This window comes from Streptosporangium sp. NPDC049376 (genome assembly GCF_044466505.1).
Taxonomy (GTDB): domain Bacteria; phylum Actinomycetota; class Actinomycetes; order Streptosporangiales; family Streptosporangiaceae; genus Streptosporangium.
Genome location: NZ_JBITMT010000008.1, coordinates 218,023 through 239,757, shown reverse-complemented (window position 1 = coordinate 239,757; position 21,735 = coordinate 218,023). Strand labels below are relative to the sequence as shown.

Below are 21,735 nucleotides of genomic sequence, written 5' to 3'. Positions count from 1 at the left end.
AAGGATTCCAGGCTTTTCCATGCCTATCTCCTCCCAGAGGTGTGCCGTGAACATCGCATTCGTCTCCTCGGACACTCCCTCCGCCCCTCAGGGCAAGGACGACCTCGCCTCGCAGCGGGCCTACCTGATGGCAGTCGCCCGTGAGCTCGGCCGCGAGCACAAGGTCACGATCTACACCCGCAGGCACTCCGACGCCGACAGGCCGAAGGTCCGCCTCTCCCCCGGCGTCACGCTGGAGTGCCTTCCCGCGGGCCCCGCGCAGGACCTCCCCGAGGACGGCCTGCTGCCCTACCTGTCCGACCTGGGCGAGCAGCTCATGCGGCGCTGGGGCCAGGACCGCCCCGACGTCATCCACGCGCACTCCTGGACCGGCGGGCTGGCCGCCATCGCCGGGGCCAGCGGCCTCGGCGTGCCGTTCACCCAGACCTTCGGCGGCGAGGACGGCCAGGACGCCAGGAAGGTCAAGCTGCGGCGGGCGATCGGCCGCCGGGCGAGCGTGGTGATCGCCGGGTGCGGCGACGAGGAGTCGACGCTGATCCGCATGGGCGTGCCGCGCCGCAACATCGCGGTGATCCCCTGCGGCGTCGACGTCGAGCGCTTCCGGCGCCAGGGCCCGGCGGCGGCCAGGGGCACCCGGCCCCGGCTGCTGCACGTGGGGCCGCTGAGCCCGTACAAGGGCGTGCACACCGCGGTGCGCGCGCTGGCGGGGATCCCCGACGCCGAGCTGGTCGTCGCGGGCGGGTCCCCGGCCGGTGACCTGGAGCACGACGCCGACGCGCACCGGGTGATGCTGCTGGCCAAGGAGGTCGGCGTCGAGGACCGTGTCACCCTGCTGGGCCAGGTGCCGCACTCCTCGATCCCCAAGCTGATGCGCAGCGCCGACGTGGTCGTCTCGCTGCCCCGGGAGGCACCGTCCGGGGTCGTGGCGATCGAGGCCATGGCGTGCGGCGTCCCGGTGGTCGCCTCCGCGGTCGGCGCCCACCTGGACTCGGTCGTGGACGGGGTGACCGGGCTGCTGGTGCCCGCCGACCGGCCCGCGCAGGCCGCCCGCCTCACCCGTGAGCTGCTCGCCGACTCGACCCGCCGCACCGCGATCGGTTTCGCGGGGGCGGACCGGGCGCGCTCGCGTTACTCCTGGGAGCGGATCGGTCAGGAGCTGGTCCAGGTCTACGAGAACGCGATGGCCGTCCAGCGCTGAGGCCGCCGCCGTACGGCACGGGCCGGGAACCTCCGGAGGGGGAGGGTCCCGGCCCCTCTTGCCCCGCCCATTGGATAGGCATACGTTTATCCGCATGTTGATTCATCCATGGGACGCGGCGACCGAGCACGAGGCGCTGGAGTTCGTCAGGGCCAACGAGTTCGGCCATCTGATCGCCGCCGGGCGGGGGCGTGAGGTCCCGGTGGTCGTGCCGACCCAGTTCCTGCTCACCGGCGAGCGCACGGTCCTGCTCCATCTGGCCAGGCCCAACCCGATCTGGGCCGCCGTCGAGGAGAACCCCGCCGTGGTGCTCTCCGTCGCCGGCGACTGGGCCTACGTCCCCGGAGCGTGGAAGATCCTGCCCGAGGACGGGGAGGACCCCCGCATGGGCGTCCCCACCACCTACTACGCCGCCGTCCAGCTCGTCTGCGACGCCGAGATCGTCTCCGGCGCGGAGGAGAAGGCGGAGATCCTCAGGGCCCAGCTCGCCCGCCTTGAGGCGGACGGCGCGCTCGTGGACCCGTCCGTGCACGGGCGCCGCCTCAGGGGCATCCTCGGCCTGCGGCTGAGGATCAGGGAGGTCGTCGGCAAGTTCAAGTACGGCGGCAACGTGGACGAGGCGCACCGCCGCCACGTCGCCGAGCGGCTGGCCGAGCGGGGCGGCCCCGGTGACGCCCCCGCTCGCGCCCGCCTCCTGCGCGGACTCGGGTGACCCTCTCCGGTCAGTACGACTGGAGCTCGACCAGGTTGCCCTCGGGGTCACGCAGGTGGGCGGCGCGCAGTGTCGGCCCCCAGCCGGGGAGGGCGCGCGCGGCCGCCACGAGGGTGCCGCCGTGGCGCTCACCGGTCTCGGCGGCGGCCTCCAGGACACCCTCGCCCGCGGGCACCCGCAGCACCAGGACCGTCACGTCCTGCCCCGGGGATCGCGGCGCGGGGGCGGGGGCGCCGACGTCGGCCGCCATCGCCGCGCGGTCGTACAGCGAAAGGAGGGTCTGCCCGTCCAGGTCCCAGCTGGCGTAGGGACCCTCCTCCGCGCCCCTGGCCGGGGTCGCCCCGGCGACCCCCTCAAGAAGACCCCGGTAGAAGCGGAAGGTCCCGGGGAAGTCATCCACGAGCAGTCGCGGATGGAGTGCGTCCATGATCGTGCCTCATTCGTTGGTAACTATCAATGATTGGAACTATCCTACGGTATGGGCATGACAGTTCCACCCTTCTCCCAGAGCCTCCTGGAGCAGGACGTCTTCGTCCTGTCCGACCTCGCCCTCGCCGTGCGCAGACGGCTGACGGAACGCTTCGCCGAGCTGGGCCTGAACCGCTGGGACGTGGCCGTGCTCGCGGTCCTGACCGACCACGGACCCATCGTGCAGCGGGCCGCGGGCGCCCTCCTGGGCGTCGATCCCAGCGACATGGTGGACATGGCCGAACGGCTCGTGGCGGCCGGATGGGCCGGACGGGAACGCGACCCCTCCGACCGCCGCCGCTACCTGCTCACCGTGACGCCCGAGGGGCGGGAGGTGTTCGAACGCGCCCGCCGGGAGGAACTGCGGGTGCGCGAGGCCCTGCTGGCACCGCTCGGCGAGGAGGACCGGGAGCGGTGGGGCTCACTGCTGCGCCTGCTCCACGGCCACGTGCGCTCGGGCTCCCTCGACGCCCTCCTGTGAGCGGGCCCGGCCCGGTGGCGGGGCGGGCCGTCCGGGGTCGCGGTTCGACGCCCTCCCGCGGGCGGGACCCGGGGCTCAGAGCAGGTGGGCGGCCTTGAGGGCGAGGTGGACCAGCAGCCGTTCCTGCCCGTCGGCCAGGTCACGGCCCGTGAGCCGCTCGGCCTTGCCCAGACGGTAGTAGAGCGTCTGGCGGTGCACGCCGAGCGCGGCGGCGGACTCCTGGACGTGGCCGGCCCGGTCGAGGTACCCCTCGACGGTCCTGGCCGCGTCCGCATCACCGAGCAGCCCGGCGACCTCCCCCGCCAGCTCCCCCAGTTCGGCCCGGGACAGGCGGGTGAGCATCCGGTAGACGCCCAGCCCGGACCAGGCCGCGACCGGGGCGAACTCGGGCACCCGCCCGGCGACCCTGAGCGCCCGTACGGCCTCCTGCCAGCTCCGCCAGGCCTGGGCCGGGTCCTCCCGCGAACCGCCCACCCCGGCGGCCGTGCCGTACATGACCTGGACCCTCGACGCCAGCTCGATCGCCTGGCCCGAGGGGACGAGCAGGGCAGCGGCGGGTTCCCCCGAGGTGAGCGGCCCCGGGTCGGCGAGCACGGTCCTCGGCAGCGTCCAGAGGGCGGCCACCCGGTCGGGCGAGGTCCTGACCGCGACCGCCGTCACCGGGCCTGTCACGTCGAGCCGCGCCAGCGCCTGCGCGCGCTCCTCGGCGTCGGAGGAGAACAGCTCCCGCAGACTCCTGCCCAGGTGCTGACGGCGGCGGGCGTCCTGGGCGAGCGTGGCGGCGGCCTGGGCCACGAGGCCGGAGATCGAGGCGAGCGTGCCGTCGTCGAGGGTGCCGTCGTCGAGCAGCCACAGGTAGCCGTAGGTCACACCGTGGTAGCGCAGCGGCACGCAGACCCTGGCCAGCACGCCGAGCTCAGCGTCGGCGGGGATGCGCACCGGCCCCTTCGCGCCCGCGATGCCGTACCCCTCGAAGTAGGCACGCACCTCCGAGGTCGCGCGGCGGCGCAGGATCGACTCCTGGCGGACCGTGTCGATGTCACCGCTCTGCGCGGCGTAGGCGAGAAGCTGCAGCGAGCGGTCCTCGATGGTGGCCGAGGCCCCGACCCGGTCGGCGATCTCGTCGACTGTCTCCTGTAGCACTCCCCCATTGTTGTACATCTGTATGAAATACGATCACATCGGTCGTGGCAGATGCACATGGGGTTGACGGAACGTCCGTTTTAGTCTAGAAGCATGCTCGGTTCCCTTCTTCTCGCCGGGTCGCGGATGCCGCTGGTACGGCGCGCGGTCTCCGGCGTTCCGCTGACCCGCAAGGTCGTCGACCGCTTCGTGGCGGGTGAGGACGTCCAGCAGGCCGTCAAGGCCATCCGGCGGCTGACCGACGCCGATCTCGCCGTCACCATCGACCATCTCGGCGAGGAGACCCGGGACGCCGACGCCGCGGCCGCGACCGCCAACGCCTATGTCGTGCTGCTCGACGCGCTGCGTGAACTCGATCTCGGCTCCCGCGCCGAGGTCTCCGTGAAACTCTCCGCCGTCGGCCAGGCGCTCGGCGCCGACGGTGACAAGATCGCCCTGGAGAACGCCCGCCGCATCTGTGAGGCCGCGGCGGGCGTGGGGTCGAGCGTGACCTTCGACATGGAGGACCACACCACGGTCGACTCGACCCTCTCCATCCTGCGGGCGGTGCGCGGGGACTTCCCGTCCACGGGGGTCGCCCTGCAGGCCTACCTGTTCCGCACCGAGGACGACTGCCGCGACCTGTCCCACGAGGGGTCGCGGGTCCGTCTGGTCAAGGGCGCCTACGCCGAGCCCGCCTCGGTGGCCCACCAGGACAAGGGCGAGGTCGACAAGGCCTACGTCCGCTGTCTTCGGATCCTGATGGCCGGGCAGGGATACCCCATGGTGGCCACGCACGACGACCGGCTGATCTCGATCACCGAGACGCTCGCCGACCGCTTCGGCCGCTCCCGGGGCGGCTACGAGTACCAGATGCTCTACGGCATCCGCACCGACAAGCAGCAGGCCCTGGCCGGCGCCGGGCACACCATGCGCGTCTACGTTCCCTACGGCGACGACTGGTACGGCTACTTCATGCGCCGCCTCGCCGAACGCCCGGCCAACATCGCCTTCTTCCTTCGCGCCCTTGGAGGCAAATGATGGATGCCATCTCCAACGTCCCGGCACCGGTCAACGAGCCCGTCCTGGGCTACGCCCCGGGAAGCCCGGAACGCTCCGCACTGGAGAACCGCCTCAAGGAGCTGACCGGGGCCCAGCTCGACCTGACCATGACGATCGGCGGCGAGCAGCGGATGGGCGGTGGCGCCCTCCTCGACGTGGTCCAGCCGCACAACCACGCCTCGGTGCTCGGCCGTACGGCTGAGGCGACCGCCGACGACGTGCGGGCCGCGATCGACGCCGCGCTGGCCGCCGCTCCCGCCTGGCGGGCCCTGTCGTTCGACGAGCGGGCCGCGATCTTCCTCAAGGCGGCCGACCTGCTGGCCGGGCCGTACCGCAAGACGCTCAACGGCGCCACGATCCTCGGCCAGTCGAAGTCGGTCCAGCAGGCCGAGATCGACTCGGCGTGCGAGCTGATCGACTTCCTGCGCTTCAACGTGGCCTACGCGCGTCAGCTCTACAGCGACCAGCCCGCCTCCTCGCCCGGGGTGTGGAACCGGATGGAGTACCGCCCGCTTGAGGGCTTCGTCCTGGCCATCACGCCGTTCAACTTCACCGCCATCGCCGGGAACCTGCCGACGTCGGCCGCCCTGATGGGCAACGTCGTCGTCTGGAAGCCCTCCCCCACCCAGCAGTTCGCCGCGCACTTCACCATGCGCCTGCTGGAGGAGGCGGGCCTGCCGCCCGGTGTCATCAACATGGTGACCGGCAACGGCTCCGCCGTCTCCGAGGTCGCGACCACCCACCCGCAGCTGGCGGGCATCCACTTCACCGGCTCGACCGCGACCTTCCAGCACCTGTGGGCGACGGTCGGCACCAACATCGCCTCCTACCGGTCCTACCCCCGGCTGGTCGGCGAGACCGGCGGCAAGGACTTCGTGCTCGCGCACCCCTCCGCCGACCCGGCGGTGCTGACCACCGCGCTGGTCAGGGGCGCCTTCGAGTATCAGGGGCAGAAGTGCTCGGCGGCCTCGCGCGCCTACGTCCCCCGGTCCGTCTGGGCGGCGATCCGTGACGACCTCGTCGGCAGGGCCGAGTCGCTGACCATCGGCGACGTGGCCGCCGACCTGTCCACCTTCATGGGCGCGGTCATCGACGAGCGGGCCTTCGCCAAGCACAAGGCCGCGATCGACCGGGCCCGCGAACTCGACTCGATCGAGGTGCTGACCGGCTCCTACGACGACTCGACCGGCTACTTCGTCAAGCCGACCGTCCTGGTCTCCGGCGACCCGACCGACGAGATCTTCGTCAAGGAGTACTTCGGGCCGATCCTCGGCGTGCACGTCTACGACGACGCCGACTTCGACACGGTCCTCGACCAGATGGAGAGCGTCTCGCCGTACGCGCTGACCGGTTCGGTCATCGCCCAGGACCGCTACGCGATCGCCTCTGCCTCCGAGCGCCTGCGCTTCGCGGCGGGCAACTTCTACGTCAACGACAAGCCGACCGGGGCGGTCGTCGGCCAGCAGCCCTTCGGCGGCGCCCGCGCCTCGGGCACCAACGACAAGGCCGGGTCGATCTTCAACCTGATCCGCTGGGTGAACGCCCGCACGATCAAGGAGACCTTCGTCCCCCCGACCGACCACCGTTACCCGCACCAGGGCTGACCTTTCACACGAGACGGCGCCCGGGACCCACCATCCGAGTCCCGGGCGCCGTCTTCGTCTTCGTAAGCCCGCAGGCGGCCGTTGCGAGGTTCTCATCCCCGGGGGGCGGCGGCCTTCGCCGTCGGACCCGGATCCGGGTGGCCGTCCCGGGTGTGCCGCGCGGCGGCGGGGATCACCAGGGCCGCGCCGACGGCGAGCAGGCCGAGCACCGCGGAGAGCAGGTAGGTCTTGAGGAAGCCGCTCTCCGCGGGGACCCCCGCGACGGCGCCTGACGCCAGCACCATGCCGCCGAGCTGCGCCCCGAAGGTGCCGCCGACGCTCTTGGCGACGAAGACCACGCCGCTGACCCCGGCCGCCCGGTCGGCGGGCACGTCGGCGGCCACGACGTTGAGCGCGGAGGTGAGACCGATGGAGACGCCCAGTCCCACGACCGTCACCCCGGCCACGATCTGCCACGGGGAGGCGTGCCAGAAGGCGAGCATGGCGGTGCCCGCCGGGACGAGCCCGCTTCCGAGCACCAGCACGGCGCGCCGCCCGAGCAACCTGGTCATCGGCCCGACCAGCGGCGCGACCAGGGTGCCCGCGACGCCCAGCGGGAACATGTACAGACCGATCCGCAGGGTGTCGGCGCCCAGGCCGTAGCCGGTCTCCACGGGCAGCGACAACATCATCGGCAGCGCGACCGCCAGCCCGAAGGAGGAGAAGCCGAACACGAACCCCATCGCGGTCACCCCGGCCGGAGAACGCCCGGCCAGCAGCCTCAGATCCACGAGCGGGTCGCCGGAGCGGAGCTCGACGGCCGCCCACAGGCCCAGCGTCAGCACCGCGGCCGCGAGCAGGGCAACGGTGGCGGGGGCCGCCCAGCCCCAGCTCGCGGAGGTGGTGAGGCCCAGCATGAGCAGGGCGAGCCCGCCGCCGAGCAGCAACCCGCCCGCCCAGTCGACGCTCCCGGAGGCCGCGCGGGGTGTGGCGGGTACCGTGCGCCAGGCCCACAGCGCCGCCACCAGCGCACCGGCCAGAGTCAGCAGGAACAGCCACCGGTAGCCCAGCGCCGAGGTGAGCGGCCCGGCGAGGACGAGGCCGAGCGCGCTGGCCAGGGCTCCGACGCCGATGACCAGGCCGTTGCCGGTGGCGCCCTGCTCGGGTGCGAGGGTGTCGCGGAACAGGCCGACGGTCAGCGGCAGCACGCCGAGCCAGACGCCCTGCACCGCCTGGCCGCAGATCAGCACGAGCGCGTTGGGCGCCAGCGCGGAGACGAGGGCTCCGGCACCGGTGACCGCCATCAGGGTGAGCAGCAGGGCGCGTTTGTCGTAGGTGTCGGCCAGGCGGCCGACGATCGGGGTGCTGATCGCCGAGCTGATCAGCCCGCCCGTGAAGATCCACGCGATCTCGGTGGGTGAGGCGGCCAGCTCCCGCTGGATGAGCGGGAGCGCCGGCGACAGCATCATCTCCAGCAACTGGAAGACGCCGATGAACAACACCGGCGCGCCGATGATGCCAAAGCCGGATCGGGACATGGTCGTGCCTTTCGGGTGGGGGGGTTGGTGTACGGCCGCGCGTTCCCCGACCCGCGGCCCGGCTAGGCGGGCCCGAGCACCTTCGGCGTGATCAGGGCGTGCGCGACGTCGACGAAGAACTCCTCGGAGCCTTCGTGGACACCGAGCACGACGCTCTGCCCGAGCCCGGACAGCAGGCCCTTGAGCGCACGGGCCAGGCGCACGGCCTGCTTCTCCGTGACAGGTGCCCCGTCGTGCCCGCGGCCGGTGAACAGCGCGGCGAGGCCGACCTCGGTCGACCTGATCGAGGCGTTGAGTTTGCCCAGCAGCTCCGGATCGTTGAGCACGAGATCGAGCACGCGCGTCTCGAACAGCAGCTTTCCCACGGCGTCCGGATCGGCCGACATCCGCTGGAACCGGCGGGCGACCTCCGCCACGACCTCCTCCAGTGACAGCCCCTGGCCGCAGTCCTCGATCTGCCGCAGGTCGAGCGGGCCGGTGTAGTCCTCGACCATGGCGACCATCAGGTCGTTCTTGCCGCCGAACAGCGAGTAGACCGCCCCCGTCGTCAGGCCGGCCAGCTCGGCGATGTGCTCCAGCTTCGCCTGTGAGCCCTCCTTCCCGACGACCTCACGCGCCGCGTCGATCAGCGCGCGCCTGTTTGCCGCCTTGCTCTCCGCCCTGGTCAGCCGCATGGCGTCGACCTCTCCTCGTCTGCTGTCCGGCAAACAATAATCTGATTTACTAGAATAATCCAGATTATCAGGAGGCCGAAGATGAACGTCGACCTGTACATGAGCCGGGTGCCCGACTACACCGCGTTCCCGACCGTGGACCGGATGCACGCCGAACTCGACGAGCTCGCCGCCGCCCACCCCGACCTGGTACGGCTGCGCCGCATCGGCACCTCCCGCCTGGGTGAACCGCTGCGTGTGGCGACCGTCGGCTCCGGCCCCCACGATGCCGTGATCATCGGCGGCCCCCACCCCAACGAGCCCATCGGCTCGCTCACCGTCAGCAACCTGCTGCGCCAGCTCGTCGAGGACGCCTCACTGCGCGAGGGCCTCGGCTACCGCTGGCACCTCATCCCGTGCGTCGATCCCGACGGGGCCCGGCTCAACGAGGGCTGGTACACCCGGCCGAGCGACCGCCGCGCCTACGCCGAGCACTTCTACCGCCCCGCCGAGGCCGACCAGGTCGAGTGGACCTTCCCGCTGACCGGAGAGGACTACTTCTTCGACCGCACGCTGCCCGAGACCGAGGCGCTGATGCGGCTGATGGACGAGGTCAGGCCCACCTTCGTCTACTCCCTGCACAACGGTGAGCTCCAGGGCGCGTTCTACTACCTCAGCAAGGACGACCCCGCGCTCGCCGCCCGCCTGACCACCATCGCGACCGCCCAGGGACTGCCCCTGCACATGGGGCCGCCCGAGGTGCCGAGTGCCGTCCCGATCGGCCCCGCCGCCTACCGGACCCCCAGAGGCGCCGAGCTGGGGCCGGTCTACGGCATCGGCGGCGGAAGCGTCGACTACGCCGAACGCTTCGGCGCCCTGCACCTGGTGACCGAACTGCCCTACTGGGCCGACCCCCGCGTCGCCGACGAGACCCCGACCGGCCAGGGGTACGGCGAGACGATCCAGGCCGGTCTCACCGCGCAGCGCGCACTGATCACCGAGCTGGCGCGGTCCATGTCGGCGGTCAGGGCGGACCTGACGGTGCACTCACCGTTCCGCCGCGCCCTGCAGGACTTCCTCGACACCTACGACGACTTCCTCTCCGAGTGGGACTCCTTCCCCGGCGCGGACCGGCCCGCCACGGTGGCCGAGGTGGTCGGCAACCGGCAGGTCGCGCACAGCATGCGGCTGAGGTACGGCGGAACATGCCTGCGCCTGCTGGACGCCGAGATCGCCGCGGGAAACGTGACCCCTGCCATCCGGGCCGAGCGCGCCCGCGTGAAGGCGCTCTTCGACGTCTGGTTCACCGAGGCCGAAGCCGACGCGACGGCCACCCCGATCCCGATCCGCGCGCTGGTCGCCGTACAGCTCGGGGCGGCCCTGCTCGCGGCGGAGTCGGCGAGGTGACCGGTGGCCCGGAGTCCCCTCCGGGCCGTCGGCCGATACGAGAAGCTCAGCGGCGGTAGGCCCAGATCAGGCCGTCACGGCCGGAGGGCGCCGCGCCGACCGCCCAGCCGGAACCGCCGCTCTCCAGCTGGATCGCGAGGTCGCGGACGGACGCGTTCCGGTTCGGCGGCGCCGGGAAGACGCCCGGCTCGACGCCGTCGACGCCGATGTGCAGGAACGCGCTGCCTCCACCCTTGTCGTCGTAGACGACCCAGGCCCCGCCTCTGCCGTCGGGCTCGGCCTGGGCGCGCGGCTGGATGCCCGGTTCGCCACGGACCTCGAAGTTCCAGCTGCCCGGATAGCCGGACAGCAGCAGGGTCTCCCCGCAGAACGTCGCACCGCCGCACGGCCAGGCGGCCCAGCCGACGGCCATCACCCGGCCGGTCTCGCCGTCCATTGCGACATCCGTCAGCTCCGAGATCTGACCCGGACGCGCGGCCGGGAGCGCAGGAAGCTCGACCGCGCGCCAGGCCTTACCGGTCCAGTGGGCCAGAGCCGCCGTGCCCCGCGCCGAGCCCACCGCCCACGAGCCGTCGAGTCCCTTGACCACGATCGGCGTGGGGACCTTACGCCACACCGACCCGGCCAGGCGCCGCAGTGTGGACCGCGCCTCCCACCCGGCGGCGCCGGCCTTCGGGAACACGTTGGCGTTCTCGACGACCCACAGGTTCTCCCCGATGGAGTAGGCCCGGTCCACCCGGCCGTGGCTCCATGGCCTGACCTGCCAGCGCCTGCCGTCCCACCGGGCGTATCGCGACGCGCCGAACGCCCAGACCCCGGTGTCGGAGGCCGACGCCAGCCGCTTCACCCGGAAGCCCGGCCCGGTGACGCGTTTGAAGGCGGACCGGCCGCCCTTCAGCAGGAGCTGCTCCGAGCCCCTCGTCCCGGCGACCCAGACCGCCCCGCCCGGCGTCACCGTCACCGCGTCGTAGGAGGCGCGGCGGTCGTCGTGGACGACACTCCACTGTCCGGCCGGCGCCACGGCGTGGGCGGCGGCCGGCTCCGCGGCGACGAAGAGGGCGACGACTGCAGCGGTGCCGCGAAACAACAATCCCATAAGGGTGAGACGCGCATTCCTGGAGAAAAGTTGCATGCCGGCGGGGCATGACCGGACGGCGAGGGCCCGCGTCGGGCCTGCCGGGGAGGGTACGGCGGCGCCGCCGGGTCAGCGGCGGGACCCGCGGACGCCGGGGCGCGGCGCCGCCGGCCCGGTGGCCGCGGCGCCGCGCTTCGGTCAGCCGGTGTAGGACGGCCTGACGACGACGGGCTCCTGCGGACCGGCCTTCCTGACCGAGGGCCGTTCGTCGGCGGGCACCGGAGCCGCCGTGGGCCGGTCCTCGGCCGGTACCGGGGCGGCCGTGGGCCGCTCCTTGGCCGGTGCCGGGGCGGACGTGACGGACGGCTTCTGGTCGGCCGCGGCCGTGCCCGCGAGGCCCCCGAGACCCGCGGTCAGGGCCAGCGCCGCGCCGATGCCGACGAGCATGGCTTTGATCTTCATAGGTTTCCCCTGTTCATTTCGAGTCGGGCCTCAGCCCCGTACGACGACCGGAGTACCGATCGCCAGGTTCTTCGCCATCCAGGTGATGTCGTCGTCGCTGACCCGGACGCAGCCGTGACTGGCCCGCGTGCCGATGGCCGAAGGCTTGTTCGTCCCGTGGATCGCGAGCTGCCCCGGGCCGCCCGCGAAGCTCCTCAGCACCGGTGAGAAGCCGCTCAGCCCGAAGGCGTAGGCGCCGTAGGCCCCGTCCTGGTCGACGGGCCTCACCAGTTCGGTGAGGAAGTACCGGCCCGGCGGCGTCGGTGTGCCCGCTTCACCCGTCGCGACCCTGCCCGTCCTGACGGCCATGTCCCCGTCGTAGACCGTGAACCTGAACGCCCCGCGATCGATCTCCACCCGGTGGGCGGTCTCCGCGAGCGTCACGTCGGCGGCCTTGATCCAGCCCTTGCTGCCGTTCGGCCGGATCGGCAGCAGTACCTGGAGCCACTCGCCCTCGTCACGTTCCACCAGGAAGACACGCGTCGCGCCGTAGTCGTTGGGGCTCGTGATCGTCCTCGTCCGCGCCCCCTCCTTGGCTCCGTAGACCGTGATCCGGGATCCCCTGACGCTCGCGATCTTCGAGCTGACGCCGCCCGCCGGTCCGGGCCGTGTGGCACGGCTCACGCCGCCCATCGGCTCGGACCGTGTGGCACGGTTCACGCCGCCCGCCGTTTCCGGCCGTACGGCGCTGCTCGTGTCGCCCGCGCAGCCGGTCAGCAGGAAGGCGAGTGCCGCCGCGGCGGCCGTGCGAAGCAGGTTGGTTCTCACCTGCCGCAGCTTGGCGAGAGAATGTGTGAAACCTGTTTGGTTGTCATGCGAATCCCATATGCACCCCCGGCAGGGGCATAACCTCGGCCCATGTGCGCGTACGTGCTGGTCGCCGAGGACGACCCCAAGCAGGCCGAACTGCTCAGCCGGTATCTGGAGCAGGAGGGCCACGAGGTCCTCGTCGTGCACGACGGTCGTTCCGCCATCGACGAGGCACGGCGGACGGATCCCGGCCTCGTGCTGCTCGACGTGATGATGCCGAAGGTCGACGGGCTGGACGTCTGCCGGGTGCTGCGTGCCGAGTCCGACCTGCCGATCCTGATGCTGACCGCCAGGTCGACCGAGGACGACCTGCTGCTGGGACTCGACCTCGGCGCCGACGACTACGTCGCCAAGCCGTACAGCCCGCGTGAGCTGATGGCCCGCGTGCGGACCCTGCTGCGCCGCACCGGGAGGTCCCACGGCGCCGACCGGCAGGTGTTCCAGGCGGGCGACCTCCTCGTGGACCCGGTCAGGCACGTCGTCACCTCGGCGGACACGCCGGTGGACTGCACACCCGTCGAGTTCCGGATCATCGAGACGCTGGCCGCCGAGCCGGAGCGGGTGTTCACCAGGAAGCAGCTGCTTGAGCGCATCCACGGCTTCGACAGGTTCATCACCGAGCGCACGGTCGACGTGCACGTGATGAACCTGCGCAAGAAGATCGAGCCTGACCCGCGCCGCCCGGTCCGGCTGCTGACCGTGTACGGCGTCGGCTACAAACTGACCCGCGCATGAGGTCGTTGTTCGCCAGGTTGCTCACGAGCTCCGCCGTCGTCGCGGTCTGCTCGATCACGGCGACCGCGTGGCTGGCCGCCAGCAGCACCTCCGGCGCCATCCGGCAGGAACAGGGCCAGACGCTGGCCAGCGACGCCCGGATCAACAACAGCCTTCTCGGTTACGCCTCCCGTCACTCGGACTGGTCGGGCGTCGCCACGACCCTGCGCGACCTCGCCGCCCAGAACAACCGCCGTATCGCGCTGGTCACCGAGAACGGCGCCCTCATCGCGGACTCGGCAGCCACCGGGACCCCGTTGCCCGCCAGGGTCTCGGCCGTCGTCGACCCGCTGGCCGTGGACGTGACCCTGGTACCGGAGGCGGCCAAGGACCGTATCGATCCACGCGCGGTGGGTCCTTTCCTGCTGTCGGCCCGTGATCGCGCCCGGCTGAGGAAGGCCGCCGACACCTACGCCGCCTGCGCGGGCCGCACCGGGCAGGCCGTACGGGTGGACGTCTCGAACTCCGGCAGGCCCGTCGTCACGCCGCTCGGCCAGGGGGGCGGCCGGGAGCCGACCCCGGCGCCGAGACCGGCCCCGACCGAGGCCCCCACCGTGATGGGCCCCTGCGACGCCACCGCCCTCAGCAGGCCGACGCGCAGCGAGAAGGCCGCGCTGAAACAGCTCAACCTCCTGGTCGGCAGGTGTCTCAAGGGCAAGAGCGGGGAAAAGGGCTCGGTCGGCCTCGACCTCACCTGGGTCTCCCAGGAGAGACAGCCGGCCGCCGAACCCGACCAGACGATCTCCTCCTGCATCGTCACCGCCCGCAGGCAACAGCTCGATCCCTACGTCGCCCCCGCGGCGTACCTGTACATCGGCTCCCCCGCCGAGGGCTCCGGCCAGCGCATCCCGCTGCCCTCGATCGCCGGTGCCGCCCTCCTCGTGCTCGTGCTGACCGTGGGCGTGAGCGTCATGGCGGCCAGACGCCTGGTCAGACCGGTCAACGCGCTCACCCACGCCGCGCAGCGGATGCGCGACGGGGACAGCTCCGCCCGCGTCACGGTCAGGACCACCGGCGAGATCAGCGAGCTCGCCACGGCGTTCAACGAGATGTCGGAACACCTCCAGCACATGGAGGAGCAGCGCAAGGCCATGGTCAGCGACGTCTCCCACGAGTTGCGCACACCGCTGAGCAACCTCAGAGGCTGGCTGGAGGCCGCCCAGGACGGCGTCGCCGAGCTGGACCCCGCACTGATCGCCTCACTGGTCGAGGAGACCCTGCTGTTGCAGCACATCGTCGACGACCTCCAGGAGCTCGCCCTCGCCGACGCGGGCAAACTCCGTCTGCACGTCGAGCCCGTCCACCTCGGCGACCTTCTCGACCAGGTGGCCACCGCCCACCGTGGCCGGGCCGAGGCCGCCGGGCTCACGCTGACCACGACGGTCTCCGGCGACCCCCCGCTGACCGCGGATCCGGTACGGCTCCGCCAGGCCGTCGGCAACCTGGTGACCAACTCCCTGCGCTACACCCCACGCGGCGGGCACATCACGCTGGGCGCCCGTCAGGACGGCGACCAGGTCGTCGTCGAGGTGACCGACACGGGGATCGGGATCGGCGCCGAGCACCTCCCCCATGTCTTCGACCGGTTCTGGCGGGCGGAGAAGTCCCGTAACCGCCAGACCGGCGGCAGCGGGCTCGGACTGGCCATCGTGCGCAACCTGACCGAGGCGCACGGCGGCACGGCCACGGTCGCCAGCGTGCCGGGCGTCCGCACGACGTTCGCCCTGCGTCTTCCGTCGCGGTGACGCCGCGCCGCCGGGGGCGTACGCGGCGCCGGGGGCGTACGCGGCGCCCGTGGCTCCCGGATCCGAGTCCCCGGCGCCGCCTGCGCCATGCCGCTCGCTTGCGCCGCTCCTGGAAAGCCTCCGCCGCTCCTAGAAGAGGGTGAATCCGCCGTCGATCACCACCACCGAGCCCGTCATGAAGCTGGAGGCCTGGCCTGCCAGGAAGACCACCGCCGGGCCGAGTTCCTCAGGCAGGCCGTACCGCTTCATCGCGGCGGGCTCGACGCACCACTCGCGGTACTCCGGCTGGTCCACGGGGGACGCCTCGGTGAGGATGTAACCGGGGGCGAGCGCGTTGACCCGTATCCCGTACGGTGCCCACTCGGCGGCCAGAGCCTTGGTCAGCTGGTGCACCGCCGCCTTGGAGGCCAGATACGCGGGCTGCCACCGGGGCCGGTTGACGATCATGGCCGACATGGAGCCGATGTTGACGATGCTCCCGCCACCCCGCTCGGCCATCCGCGCGCCGACCGCCTTGCTGCAGTACCAGACCCCGTCCAGGTTGGTGGCCAGCACCTCGCGCCAGAGCTCGTCGGGGGTGTCCAGGGCCGCCCGGCCGATGCTGATGCCGGCGTTGTTGACCAGTACGTCGATCGGGCCGAGCCGCTCGCCGACCAGCTCGACCATCCGATCGACCTGGACCGGATCGGTCACCTCAAGGCCGACGGGCAACGCGGTGATCCCGGACGCCTGAAGCTCACCGGCCGCTCGCTCGGCGGCCTCGACGGTGCGGGCGGTCACCGCGACCGCCGCCCCCGCCTCACCCAGTGCCTGGGCCAGGGCCCGGCCGATGCCACGGCTGGCTCCGGTGACCACGGCCACCTTGCCCTGCAACGAGAACGTATCCAAGACGGTCATGTCGTCTTCCTGTCGGTTGGCTGTCGTGCGGTCCAGTGCAGCGTCATCGAGAAACGCAACGGTGCTCCGGGCTCGACGATCTGGTAGTGGTTGGTGTTCAGGCCGTTGACCGGCCCGGACAGTGGTTCGACGCAGACGGCGTCGGCTTTGGTCTCACAGACGATCCAGTGACCGGCCGCGCTGGCGACGGTCAGGTCAAGCGTGGGCCAGCGAAGGACCGGCGGGCTCGCGACGGCGGTGAAGGAGTCGTCCCACGGCCGCGGGCCGGTGGAGGCGGACAGATGCCGCGGGATGCCGTCCTCGTCACAGACATAGCGCAGACCGGGTTCGAAGCGGTAGGCGAGCTCCGGCCCGCCGTCGATCCTGCGCGCGAACCACGGGTGGAAACCGACGATCGCCGGCATGGCGCGGCGTTCGTTGGTCACCGTGGCGCGTACCGTCAGCGCGTCCGGCGTCAGCTCGAACTCCTGCCGTACGGCGCCGCCGAACGGCCATCGCCCGTCCAGCTCGATGCCGATGGCCGCGCCGACGGCCGCTCCGAGGGTCGCGGTGCCGTCAACGGTCCAGGGGCGGTCGAAGACGAGACCGTGCAGGGCGTGCGGGGCGAGGTTCGCCGGTACCGTCCACTCCCGCCCGGCGAAGGTGAACCGGGCCCCTTCCAACCGGCCGACGAACGGCGCCATCAGGAAACTGCCGTACATGATCCGGTCCAGGCCGGCGGGGCCCGCGCCACCGGCGCCCAGCAGCTCCGCGCCGCCCACTCGCAGGGAGGTCAGGCGGCCGCCGTCTTCGGGGTCCACCCGGACGGCGGCGGCCCCGACGGTCAGTTCGATCATTTGACGCTCCCCGCGGTCAGTCCTCCCACCAGATGCCGCTCGACGGTGATGAACAGCACCACGACGGGCACCGTCGCTATCAGCGAGGCGACGAAGAGGTATTGGTAGTTGGTCTGGTTGAGGCCGACCAGTTGCTGGATGCCGACCGGCAGGGTGACCCGCTCATGGGTCGGGTCGTTGAAGACGGTCAGCGAGATGACGAACTCGTTCCACACCTGGATGAAGGTGAAGACCAGCGCGGTCACCAGCCCCGGGCGCACCACCGGCAGCATGATGCGCAGCATCCGGCGCATCGGCCCGAGCCCCTCCATCATGGCCGCCTCCTCGATCGCGAAGTCGACGCCGGCGAACTGGCCGTTCATGATCCAGGTGACGAAGGCGAGGTTGAACGCCGCGTTGACCACGACGATCGCCCAGTACTGGTTGACCCCGTCGACGTAGACGACCTCCTGGTAGATGCCGACGACCAGGGCGACCGGGGCGAGGACCTGCGTGATCAGCACAAGGTTCAGGAAACCCGTCCTGCCGGTGAACCGGTTGCGAGCGGTGTAGTACGCGGCCGGCACCGCGATCACCATGACCAGCGCGGTCGAGGCGGCCGCGATGATCAGGCTGTTGCGCAGCAACATGGTGAGCGGCAGCACGTCCCACACCTTCACCCAGTTGCTCCACTCCCAGTGCTGCGGCAGGTAGGTGGCGGGCACCGCGTAGAGGTCGGCGCCGTCCTTGAACGAGGCCAGGAACATCACCGCGTACGGGGCCAGGAAGAACGCCGCGACGACCAGCCCGGCAAGCGGCAGCGCCACCGGGCGCACCCGCCGCCACACCCCCCGGTCCGCCCGGCCGGAGGCCACCACCGGGACGGGGCCCGCCGGAGGCCGCCGGCTCCATCGCCGGCCCAGCCGCTCGGTCAGCGCCGCCCAGGCGCGGCCCAGCCACGTCTGCCGTTCCTTGTCACCGTTGACCGCACGCAGGTACAGCAACACCACGACGATGAGTATCAGGACGTTGAACACCGAAAGCGCGGCTCCCTCTCCGGTGTTCAGCTGCTGCCGGAAAGCGATCTTGTACGCCCAGGTGAGGGTGATGTCCGAGAAGTTCCCCGGGTTGCTCCCGGTGATGACCCAGATCACCGGGAACGAGTTGAACACGTAGATGGTGACCAGGATCGTGGCGATCACCAGGGCCGGGCGGAGCAGCGGCAGGGTGATGTATCGGTATGTCTTCCACGGCCCCGCGCCGTCCAGCTTTCCGGCCTCGTACACCTGCGGATCGATCGCCTGCAACCCGGCCAGCAGAACATAGGTGGTGAACGGGATGGTCACCACGATTCCCACCCCGACCACCGACCAGAAGGCGTACCGGGGATCCTGGTACCAGCCGATCGGCGCGCTGATCACGCCGAGGTCCATCAGGAACCGGTTGACGATCCCGTTGCCGCCTTCGAGCATGTACCGCCACACCGTCGAGGTCATCACCAGCGAGGTCGCCCACGGCACGATCAGCGCCCAGCGCACCATGCGCCGCCCGAAGAACCGCTTGTTCAGCAGCTGTGCCAGGCCGAGCGCGGCGACGATGGACACGCCGACCACGAGCAGCACCCACGCCACCGTGTTGCTCAGGACGTTGACCAGCGCCGGTTCGGCGAGCAGGCGGCGGTAGTTGGCCAGCCCGGCGAACCCGTGGCTCACCCCGGTCTCGTCGGTGAGCTGCAGCGACGTCCACGCCATGCGCAGTGCGGGCAGCGTGATCACCGCGATGATGAGCAGAACGCTCGGCGAGATCCAGGCCAGCGACCGCCATGTGCGGTGCCGCATCCTCGGTGTCACGGCTCAGCCGCCGTTGCCCTGCGTCGCCGCGGTCTGGACCTGGTCCAGAACCGACTTGGTGTCCGCACCGGGGGTCAGCGCGGTGCCGAGCTGCGCCTCAAGGGTGCCCTGCGCCTTCGGGAAGCCGGGGTCGGTCGACGGGTAGAACTTCGCGATCGGCAGCAGATCCAGGTACGGCGCGAAATCAGGCTCGTCCTTCAGGGCGGCGGACGCCGTCTTTGTGGTCGGCAGGAAGCCCTGGCTCGTCAGGAAGCGCACGTAGTTGTCGGTCTGGTAGAAGAAGTTCAGGAACTTCGACACGGCCTCCGTGTTGCCCGGGTTCTTGAACGACACCAGATAGTCCTGCACCCCCAGGGTGAACGGCTTGGTGCCCTTGTTCACCGGGATTGGGGCGATGCCGTAGTCGACGGTGGAGTTCCACTGCTTGAACAGGCTGGGGGCGAAGCTCGCACCCATGATCATGCCCGTCTGGCCGTTGGCGAACGGCCGGAAGACCCCGTCGGTGCGGTTCGTCTGACCCGGGTTCGGCTGTGTCACCTGGTAGACGTTGGCGAGGCAGCTGAGGAAGTTCAGGCTCTCGACGTTCCGATCGCTGCTGACGCTCCACTGGTCGTTCGACTTCCAGTCGCCGCCGTTGGACCACATCCACAGGGACCACTCGCCCTGGTTCTCCTCGCCGCCCAGCGGCAGGCCGTACCCGGTGTACCCGGCCGCCTTGATCTTCTGCGCCGCGGCCACCAACTCGGCCCAGGTGGCCGGGGGCTTGTCGATCCCGGCCTTGGCGAAGATGTCCTTGTTGTAGAACAGCGCGCGGGTGCTGGCGATCAGAGGCAGGCCGTACTGGCTGCCCTTGTAGAAACTGTTCTCCTTGAACGACGGGATGAAGTCGTTCCCGACCTCCGGGGAGACCAGTGAGTCGATCGGCTGGAGCAGTCCGTTCGCGGCCCATCCGGAGAACTTGTTCTGGTTGAGGACGTCCGGATACTGCTTGGTCTGGATCATCGTGCTGACCTGCTGGTCGATGTTGTTCCAGTCGATGATCCGGATGTTGACCTTGTATCCCGGGTTGGCCGCCTCGAACTTGCCCGCGAGGTCCTTCCAGTACGCCTCGGTGGTCCCGGTGTAGGCGCCGCCGACGAAGTTGATGGTCTTGCCGCTCGCCGCGGTCTTGGGCAGCCCGGTTCTGAGCGAGGCCTGCTGGACGTGGAGGCTCCGGCCGTCTCCGCCCGGCCGCTTCGGCGACGCGCCGGCGCCGGCCGCCGCCCCACTCGTGATCTTGTCGCAGCTCGCCTGGTCGAGGGCGGCCCCTGAGGCGGAGGGGCCACCCGCCGCACAACCCGTGGCTGCCAGCACCGTGCACGCACTCACCAGCGAGAACAGCTGAGCCCTGCGCCTTACTCTCATGTCACACCGTTTCCTGCTTGAAGCTCTACCTCGCCGGGGGTGGATCAGAGTCGCGAGGTTAGTTAAGGGTAACTACATACCCACCCCTGTCAATAGGTTTCGGTCTGCCGCATTAGATGGTTTAGGTGTCAACACATCAGGTAGATCGTTTGAGTTACGGATCCATGTCGCCCCCACCCGAACCGGTATGTCAGAATCCCGTACATACCTAGTGAGAGCGGTAGTGCGGTGTGGCCACCTAGCGAGACCCCCCGGTTCGGGCAGCCGACCGTCCTGATGACCGCGGTCAAGGCCGGGCGCGTCAACCAGGGCCGGGTACTGCAGGCGCTTCACGACCTCGGTCCGCTGTCCCGGGCCGATCTGGCCCGGTTGACCGGAGTCAGCCGGGCCACCATCGGATCGATCGTGCAGCCCCTCCTTGAGGGAGGGCTGCTCGTGGAGGGCGAACCACAACGCGGCGCCGCCCCCGGCGGCAAGCCTGCCCGTCCGCTGTGGTTCGCTCCGGACAGCCCGCCCCTGGCCGCGGTGCACCTGGTGCCCGGCTGGGTGGAGGCCGCGCTGGTGAGGGCGGACGGCGGGATCCTGGCCGTCGCCAGCGGGCGCTTCCGGGCCACCGCCCCCGCCGCCACGGTGGTCGACTGCGTGGTCGACCAGCTCAACGCGGTCCTCGCGGGAAGCACGGCCCGGGCCCTCGGCGTGGGCATCGCGGTCGGCGGCATCGTCGAGTCGACCAGCGGAACCATCGTCGCCTGCAACCTGATGCCGGAGCTCTCCGGCCTTCCGCTCGGCCCTCTGGTCTCCGAGCGGATCGGCCTGCCGGTCCACCTCGATCTGCACCCCCGGGCCCAGGCCATAGGCGACCGCTGGTCCGGTCCAGGCCGAGGCGAACAGTCCTTCGCCTCCATCTACATCGGTGAGGCGATCGGCGCGGGCCTGTTCCTCAACGGCGCCATCCACTGCGGACCCGCCGGGGCCGGCGGCGAGGTCGGGCACACCGTCGTGGACATCCGTGGACGAACCTGCCGATGCGGCCAGCGCGGCTGCTGGGAGACCGTCGCCACACGCGACTGGCTGCGCGAAGAGGCCGCCCGGCTGCGCCTACCGGCCGCGCGGGCGATGACCACGGCGCTGCTGGCCGGCCTGTCGGCCGCGGGCGACGCCGACGCCAGGGAGTTGTTCGAGCGGTACGCCCACAACATCGCCCTCGGTGTGGTGAACCTGCAGCAGATCCTCGCCCCGGGCCTGTTCATCCTGCACGGCGACGTGACCGCCGGTGGCGAGGCGCTGCGCGGCCGCGTCGAGCGGCAGGCACGCAGCCGCCTTCCCGCGCGGTCGGCGGCCGGACCGCAGATCACCTTCGGCCCCGCTCATGACCGCACCACCCTGCTCGGCGCAGCCGGTCTGGTGCTGTCCCGATCCTTCCCGCTCGTCGGCTGAATCCGCGCCCGGAGGAGGAGCACATGTCAGCGATCACGCGTCACAACGGTCACCGGCGCGAGCCGTATATTGAGGCGGGGGAAAGATCACGCACGACCACGCCCTGCCTGGGCGCGCCGCATTGGGTATTCCGTCTGGATCGAGAGGGGCTGTAGCGTGCCGTCGGATTGGACGCGCCCGGAGACACCTGCTCCGCCGCCCCG

20 protein-coding genes are annotated in these 21,735 nt (G+C 71.1%); 9 read left to right on the top strand and 11 right to left on the bottom strand.

Annotated features, from left to right (window positions below; all coding sequences use genetic code 11):
* The first annotated feature begins 46 nt into the window (after nt 1–46).
* Both ACIBVQ_RS22075 and ACIBVQ_RS22070 read left to right on the top strand, forming a co-directional pair.
* Nucleotides 47–1,198 (top strand): glycosyltransferase, encoded by a 1,152-nt coding sequence (locus ACIBVQ_RS22075; protein WP_352011947.1) that lies wholly within the window; start codon nt 47–49, stop codon nt 1,196–1,198.
* 94 nt (nt 1,199–1,292) lie between these two features.
* Nucleotides 1,293–1,910: an FMN-binding negative transcriptional regulator gene (locus tag ACIBVQ_RS22070; protein WP_362911717.1), complete on the top strand. Its 618-nt coding sequence runs from the start codon at nt 1,293–1,295 to the stop codon at nt 1,908–1,910.
* Between the two features lie 10 nt (nt 1,911–1,920).
* Here the strand turns inward: ACIBVQ_RS22070 and ACIBVQ_RS22065 are convergent, their stop codons facing one another.
* Nucleotides 1,921–2,337, bottom strand: a complete 417-nt coding sequence (locus ACIBVQ_RS22065) for a glyoxalase/bleomycin resistance/extradiol dioxygenase family protein (RefSeq protein WP_362776092.1) — start codon at nt 2,335–2,337, stop codon at nt 1,921–1,923.
* 57 nt (nt 2,338–2,394) lie between these two features.
* On the opposite strand from ACIBVQ_RS22065, the gene ACIBVQ_RS22060 reads away from it, so the two are divergent.
* Nucleotides 2,395–2,859, top strand: coding sequence for a MarR family winged helix-turn-helix transcriptional regulator (locus tag ACIBVQ_RS22060; RefSeq protein WP_399179575.1), 465 nt, complete (start codon nt 2,395–2,397; stop codon nt 2,857–2,859).
* Between the two features lie 75 nt (nt 2,860–2,934).
* Here ACIBVQ_RS22060 and ACIBVQ_RS22055 read toward each other — a convergent pair whose 3' ends face one another.
* Complete coding sequence (locus tag ACIBVQ_RS22055) at nt 2,935–4,002, bottom strand: PucR family transcriptional regulator (RefSeq protein WP_399179573.1); 1,068 nt, start codon at nt 4,000–4,002, stop codon at nt 2,935–2,937.
* A gap of 93 nt (nt 4,003–4,095) precedes the next feature.
* Between ACIBVQ_RS22055 and ACIBVQ_RS22050 the strand changes: the two genes are divergently transcribed.
* Both ACIBVQ_RS22050 and pruA read left to right on the top strand, forming a co-directional pair.
* Nucleotides 4,096–5,022: a proline dehydrogenase family protein gene (locus tag ACIBVQ_RS22050; RefSeq protein ID WP_352011942.1), complete on the top strand. Its 927-nt coding sequence runs from the start codon at nt 4,096–4,098 to the stop codon at nt 5,020–5,022.
* Nucleotides 5,022–6,647 (top strand): L-glutamate gamma-semialdehyde dehydrogenase, encoded by a 1,626-nt coding sequence (gene pruA / locus ACIBVQ_RS22045; RefSeq protein ID WP_362912139.1) that lies wholly within the window; start codon nt 5,022–5,024, stop codon nt 6,645–6,647. The genes ACIBVQ_RS22050 and pruA overlap by 1 nt, the downstream gene beginning before the upstream one ends.
* 92 nt (nt 6,648–6,739) lie before the next feature.
* On the opposite strand, the gene ACIBVQ_RS22040 is transcribed toward pruA, so the two are convergent.
* Nucleotides 6,740–8,164, bottom strand: a complete 1,425-nt coding sequence (locus ACIBVQ_RS22040) for an MFS transporter (protein ID WP_399179571.1) — start codon at nt 8,162–8,164, stop codon at nt 6,740–6,742.
* A 62-nt stretch (nt 8,165–8,226) separates the two neighbouring features.
* Nucleotides 8,227–8,838 carry a TetR/AcrR family transcriptional regulator gene (locus ACIBVQ_RS22035; protein WP_399179569.1) on the bottom strand — a complete coding sequence of 204 codons (612 nt, stop codon included), beginning with the start codon at nt 8,836–8,838 and terminating at the stop codon, nt 8,227–8,229.
* A gap of 81 nt (nt 8,839–8,919) precedes the next feature.
* On the opposite strand from ACIBVQ_RS22035, the gene ACIBVQ_RS22030 reads away from it, so the two are divergent.
* Entirely contained in the window at nt 8,920–10,224 is a 1,305-nt protein-coding gene (locus ACIBVQ_RS22030) for a M14 family zinc carboxypeptidase (protein ID WP_399179567.1), read from the top strand.
* A gap of 46 nt (nt 10,225–10,270) precedes the next feature.
* On the opposite strand, the gene ACIBVQ_RS22025 is transcribed toward ACIBVQ_RS22030, so the two are convergent.
* From ACIBVQ_RS22025 to ACIBVQ_RS22015, 3 genes are all read right to left on the bottom strand, one after another.
* Nucleotides 10,271–11,314, bottom strand: a complete 1,044-nt coding sequence (locus ACIBVQ_RS22025) for a hypothetical protein (RefSeq protein ID WP_399179565.1) — start codon at nt 11,312–11,314, stop codon at nt 10,271–10,273.
* 183 nt (nt 11,315–11,497) lie between these two features.
* A complete protein-coding gene (locus tag ACIBVQ_RS22020) occupies nt 11,498–11,761 on the bottom strand; it encodes a hypothetical protein (RefSeq protein WP_399179563.1) in 264 nt (87 codons plus the stop codon).
* Nucleotides 11,762–11,791: 30 nt separating this feature from the next.
* On the bottom strand, nt 11,792–12,568 hold the full coding sequence (locus tag ACIBVQ_RS22015) for a L,D-transpeptidase (protein WP_399179561.1): 777 nt from the start codon (nt 12,566–12,568) through the stop codon (nt 11,792–11,794).
* Between the two features lie 90 nt (nt 12,569–12,658).
* Between ACIBVQ_RS22015 and ACIBVQ_RS22010 the strand changes: the two genes are divergently transcribed.
* Together ACIBVQ_RS22010 and ACIBVQ_RS22005 are read left to right on the top strand one after the other, a co-directional pair.
* Complete coding sequence (locus ACIBVQ_RS22010; RefSeq protein ID WP_399179559.1) at nt 12,659–13,345, top strand: response regulator; 687 nt, start codon at nt 12,659–12,661, stop codon at nt 13,343–13,345.
* Entirely contained in the window at nt 13,342–15,129 is a 1,788-nt protein-coding gene (locus ACIBVQ_RS22005; RefSeq protein WP_399179557.1) for a sensor histidine kinase, read from the top strand. The genes ACIBVQ_RS22010 and ACIBVQ_RS22005 overlap by 4 nt, the downstream gene beginning before the upstream one ends.
* Nucleotides 15,130–15,258: 129 nt before the next feature.
* On the opposite strand, the gene ACIBVQ_RS22000 is transcribed toward ACIBVQ_RS22005, so the two are convergent.
* Genes ACIBVQ_RS22000 through ACIBVQ_RS21985 form a run of 4 tightly spaced genes read right to left on the bottom strand, consistent with a single transcriptional unit; the run spans nt 15,259 to nt 20,095 of the window.
* Nucleotides 15,259–16,026, bottom strand: a complete 768-nt coding sequence (locus tag ACIBVQ_RS22000) for an SDR family NAD(P)-dependent oxidoreductase (protein WP_399179555.1) — start codon at nt 16,024–16,026, stop codon at nt 15,259–15,261.
* A complete protein-coding gene (locus tag ACIBVQ_RS21995) occupies nt 16,023–16,862 on the bottom strand; it encodes an aldose 1-epimerase (protein ID WP_399179553.1) in 840 nt (279 codons plus the stop codon). The genes ACIBVQ_RS22000 and ACIBVQ_RS21995 overlap by 4 nt, the downstream gene beginning before the upstream one ends.
* Nucleotides 16,859–18,679: an ABC transporter permease subunit gene (locus ACIBVQ_RS21990; protein ID WP_399179551.1), complete on the bottom strand. Its 1,821-nt coding sequence runs from the start codon at nt 18,677–18,679 to the stop codon at nt 16,859–16,861. The genes ACIBVQ_RS21995 and ACIBVQ_RS21990 overlap by 4 nt, the downstream gene beginning before the upstream one ends.
* Nucleotides 18,680–18,694: 15 nt before the next feature.
* Entirely contained in the window at nt 18,695–20,095 is a 1,401-nt protein-coding gene (locus tag ACIBVQ_RS21985; protein WP_352011929.1) for an extracellular solute-binding protein, read from the bottom strand.
* A 276-nt stretch (nt 20,096–20,371) separates the two neighbouring features.
* On the opposite strand from ACIBVQ_RS21985, the gene ACIBVQ_RS21980 reads away from it, so the two are divergent.
* Entirely contained in the window at nt 20,372–21,532 is a 1,161-nt protein-coding gene (locus ACIBVQ_RS21980) for an ROK family transcriptional regulator (protein WP_352011928.1), read from the top strand.
* Nucleotides 21,533–21,735: the final 203 nt, after the last annotated feature.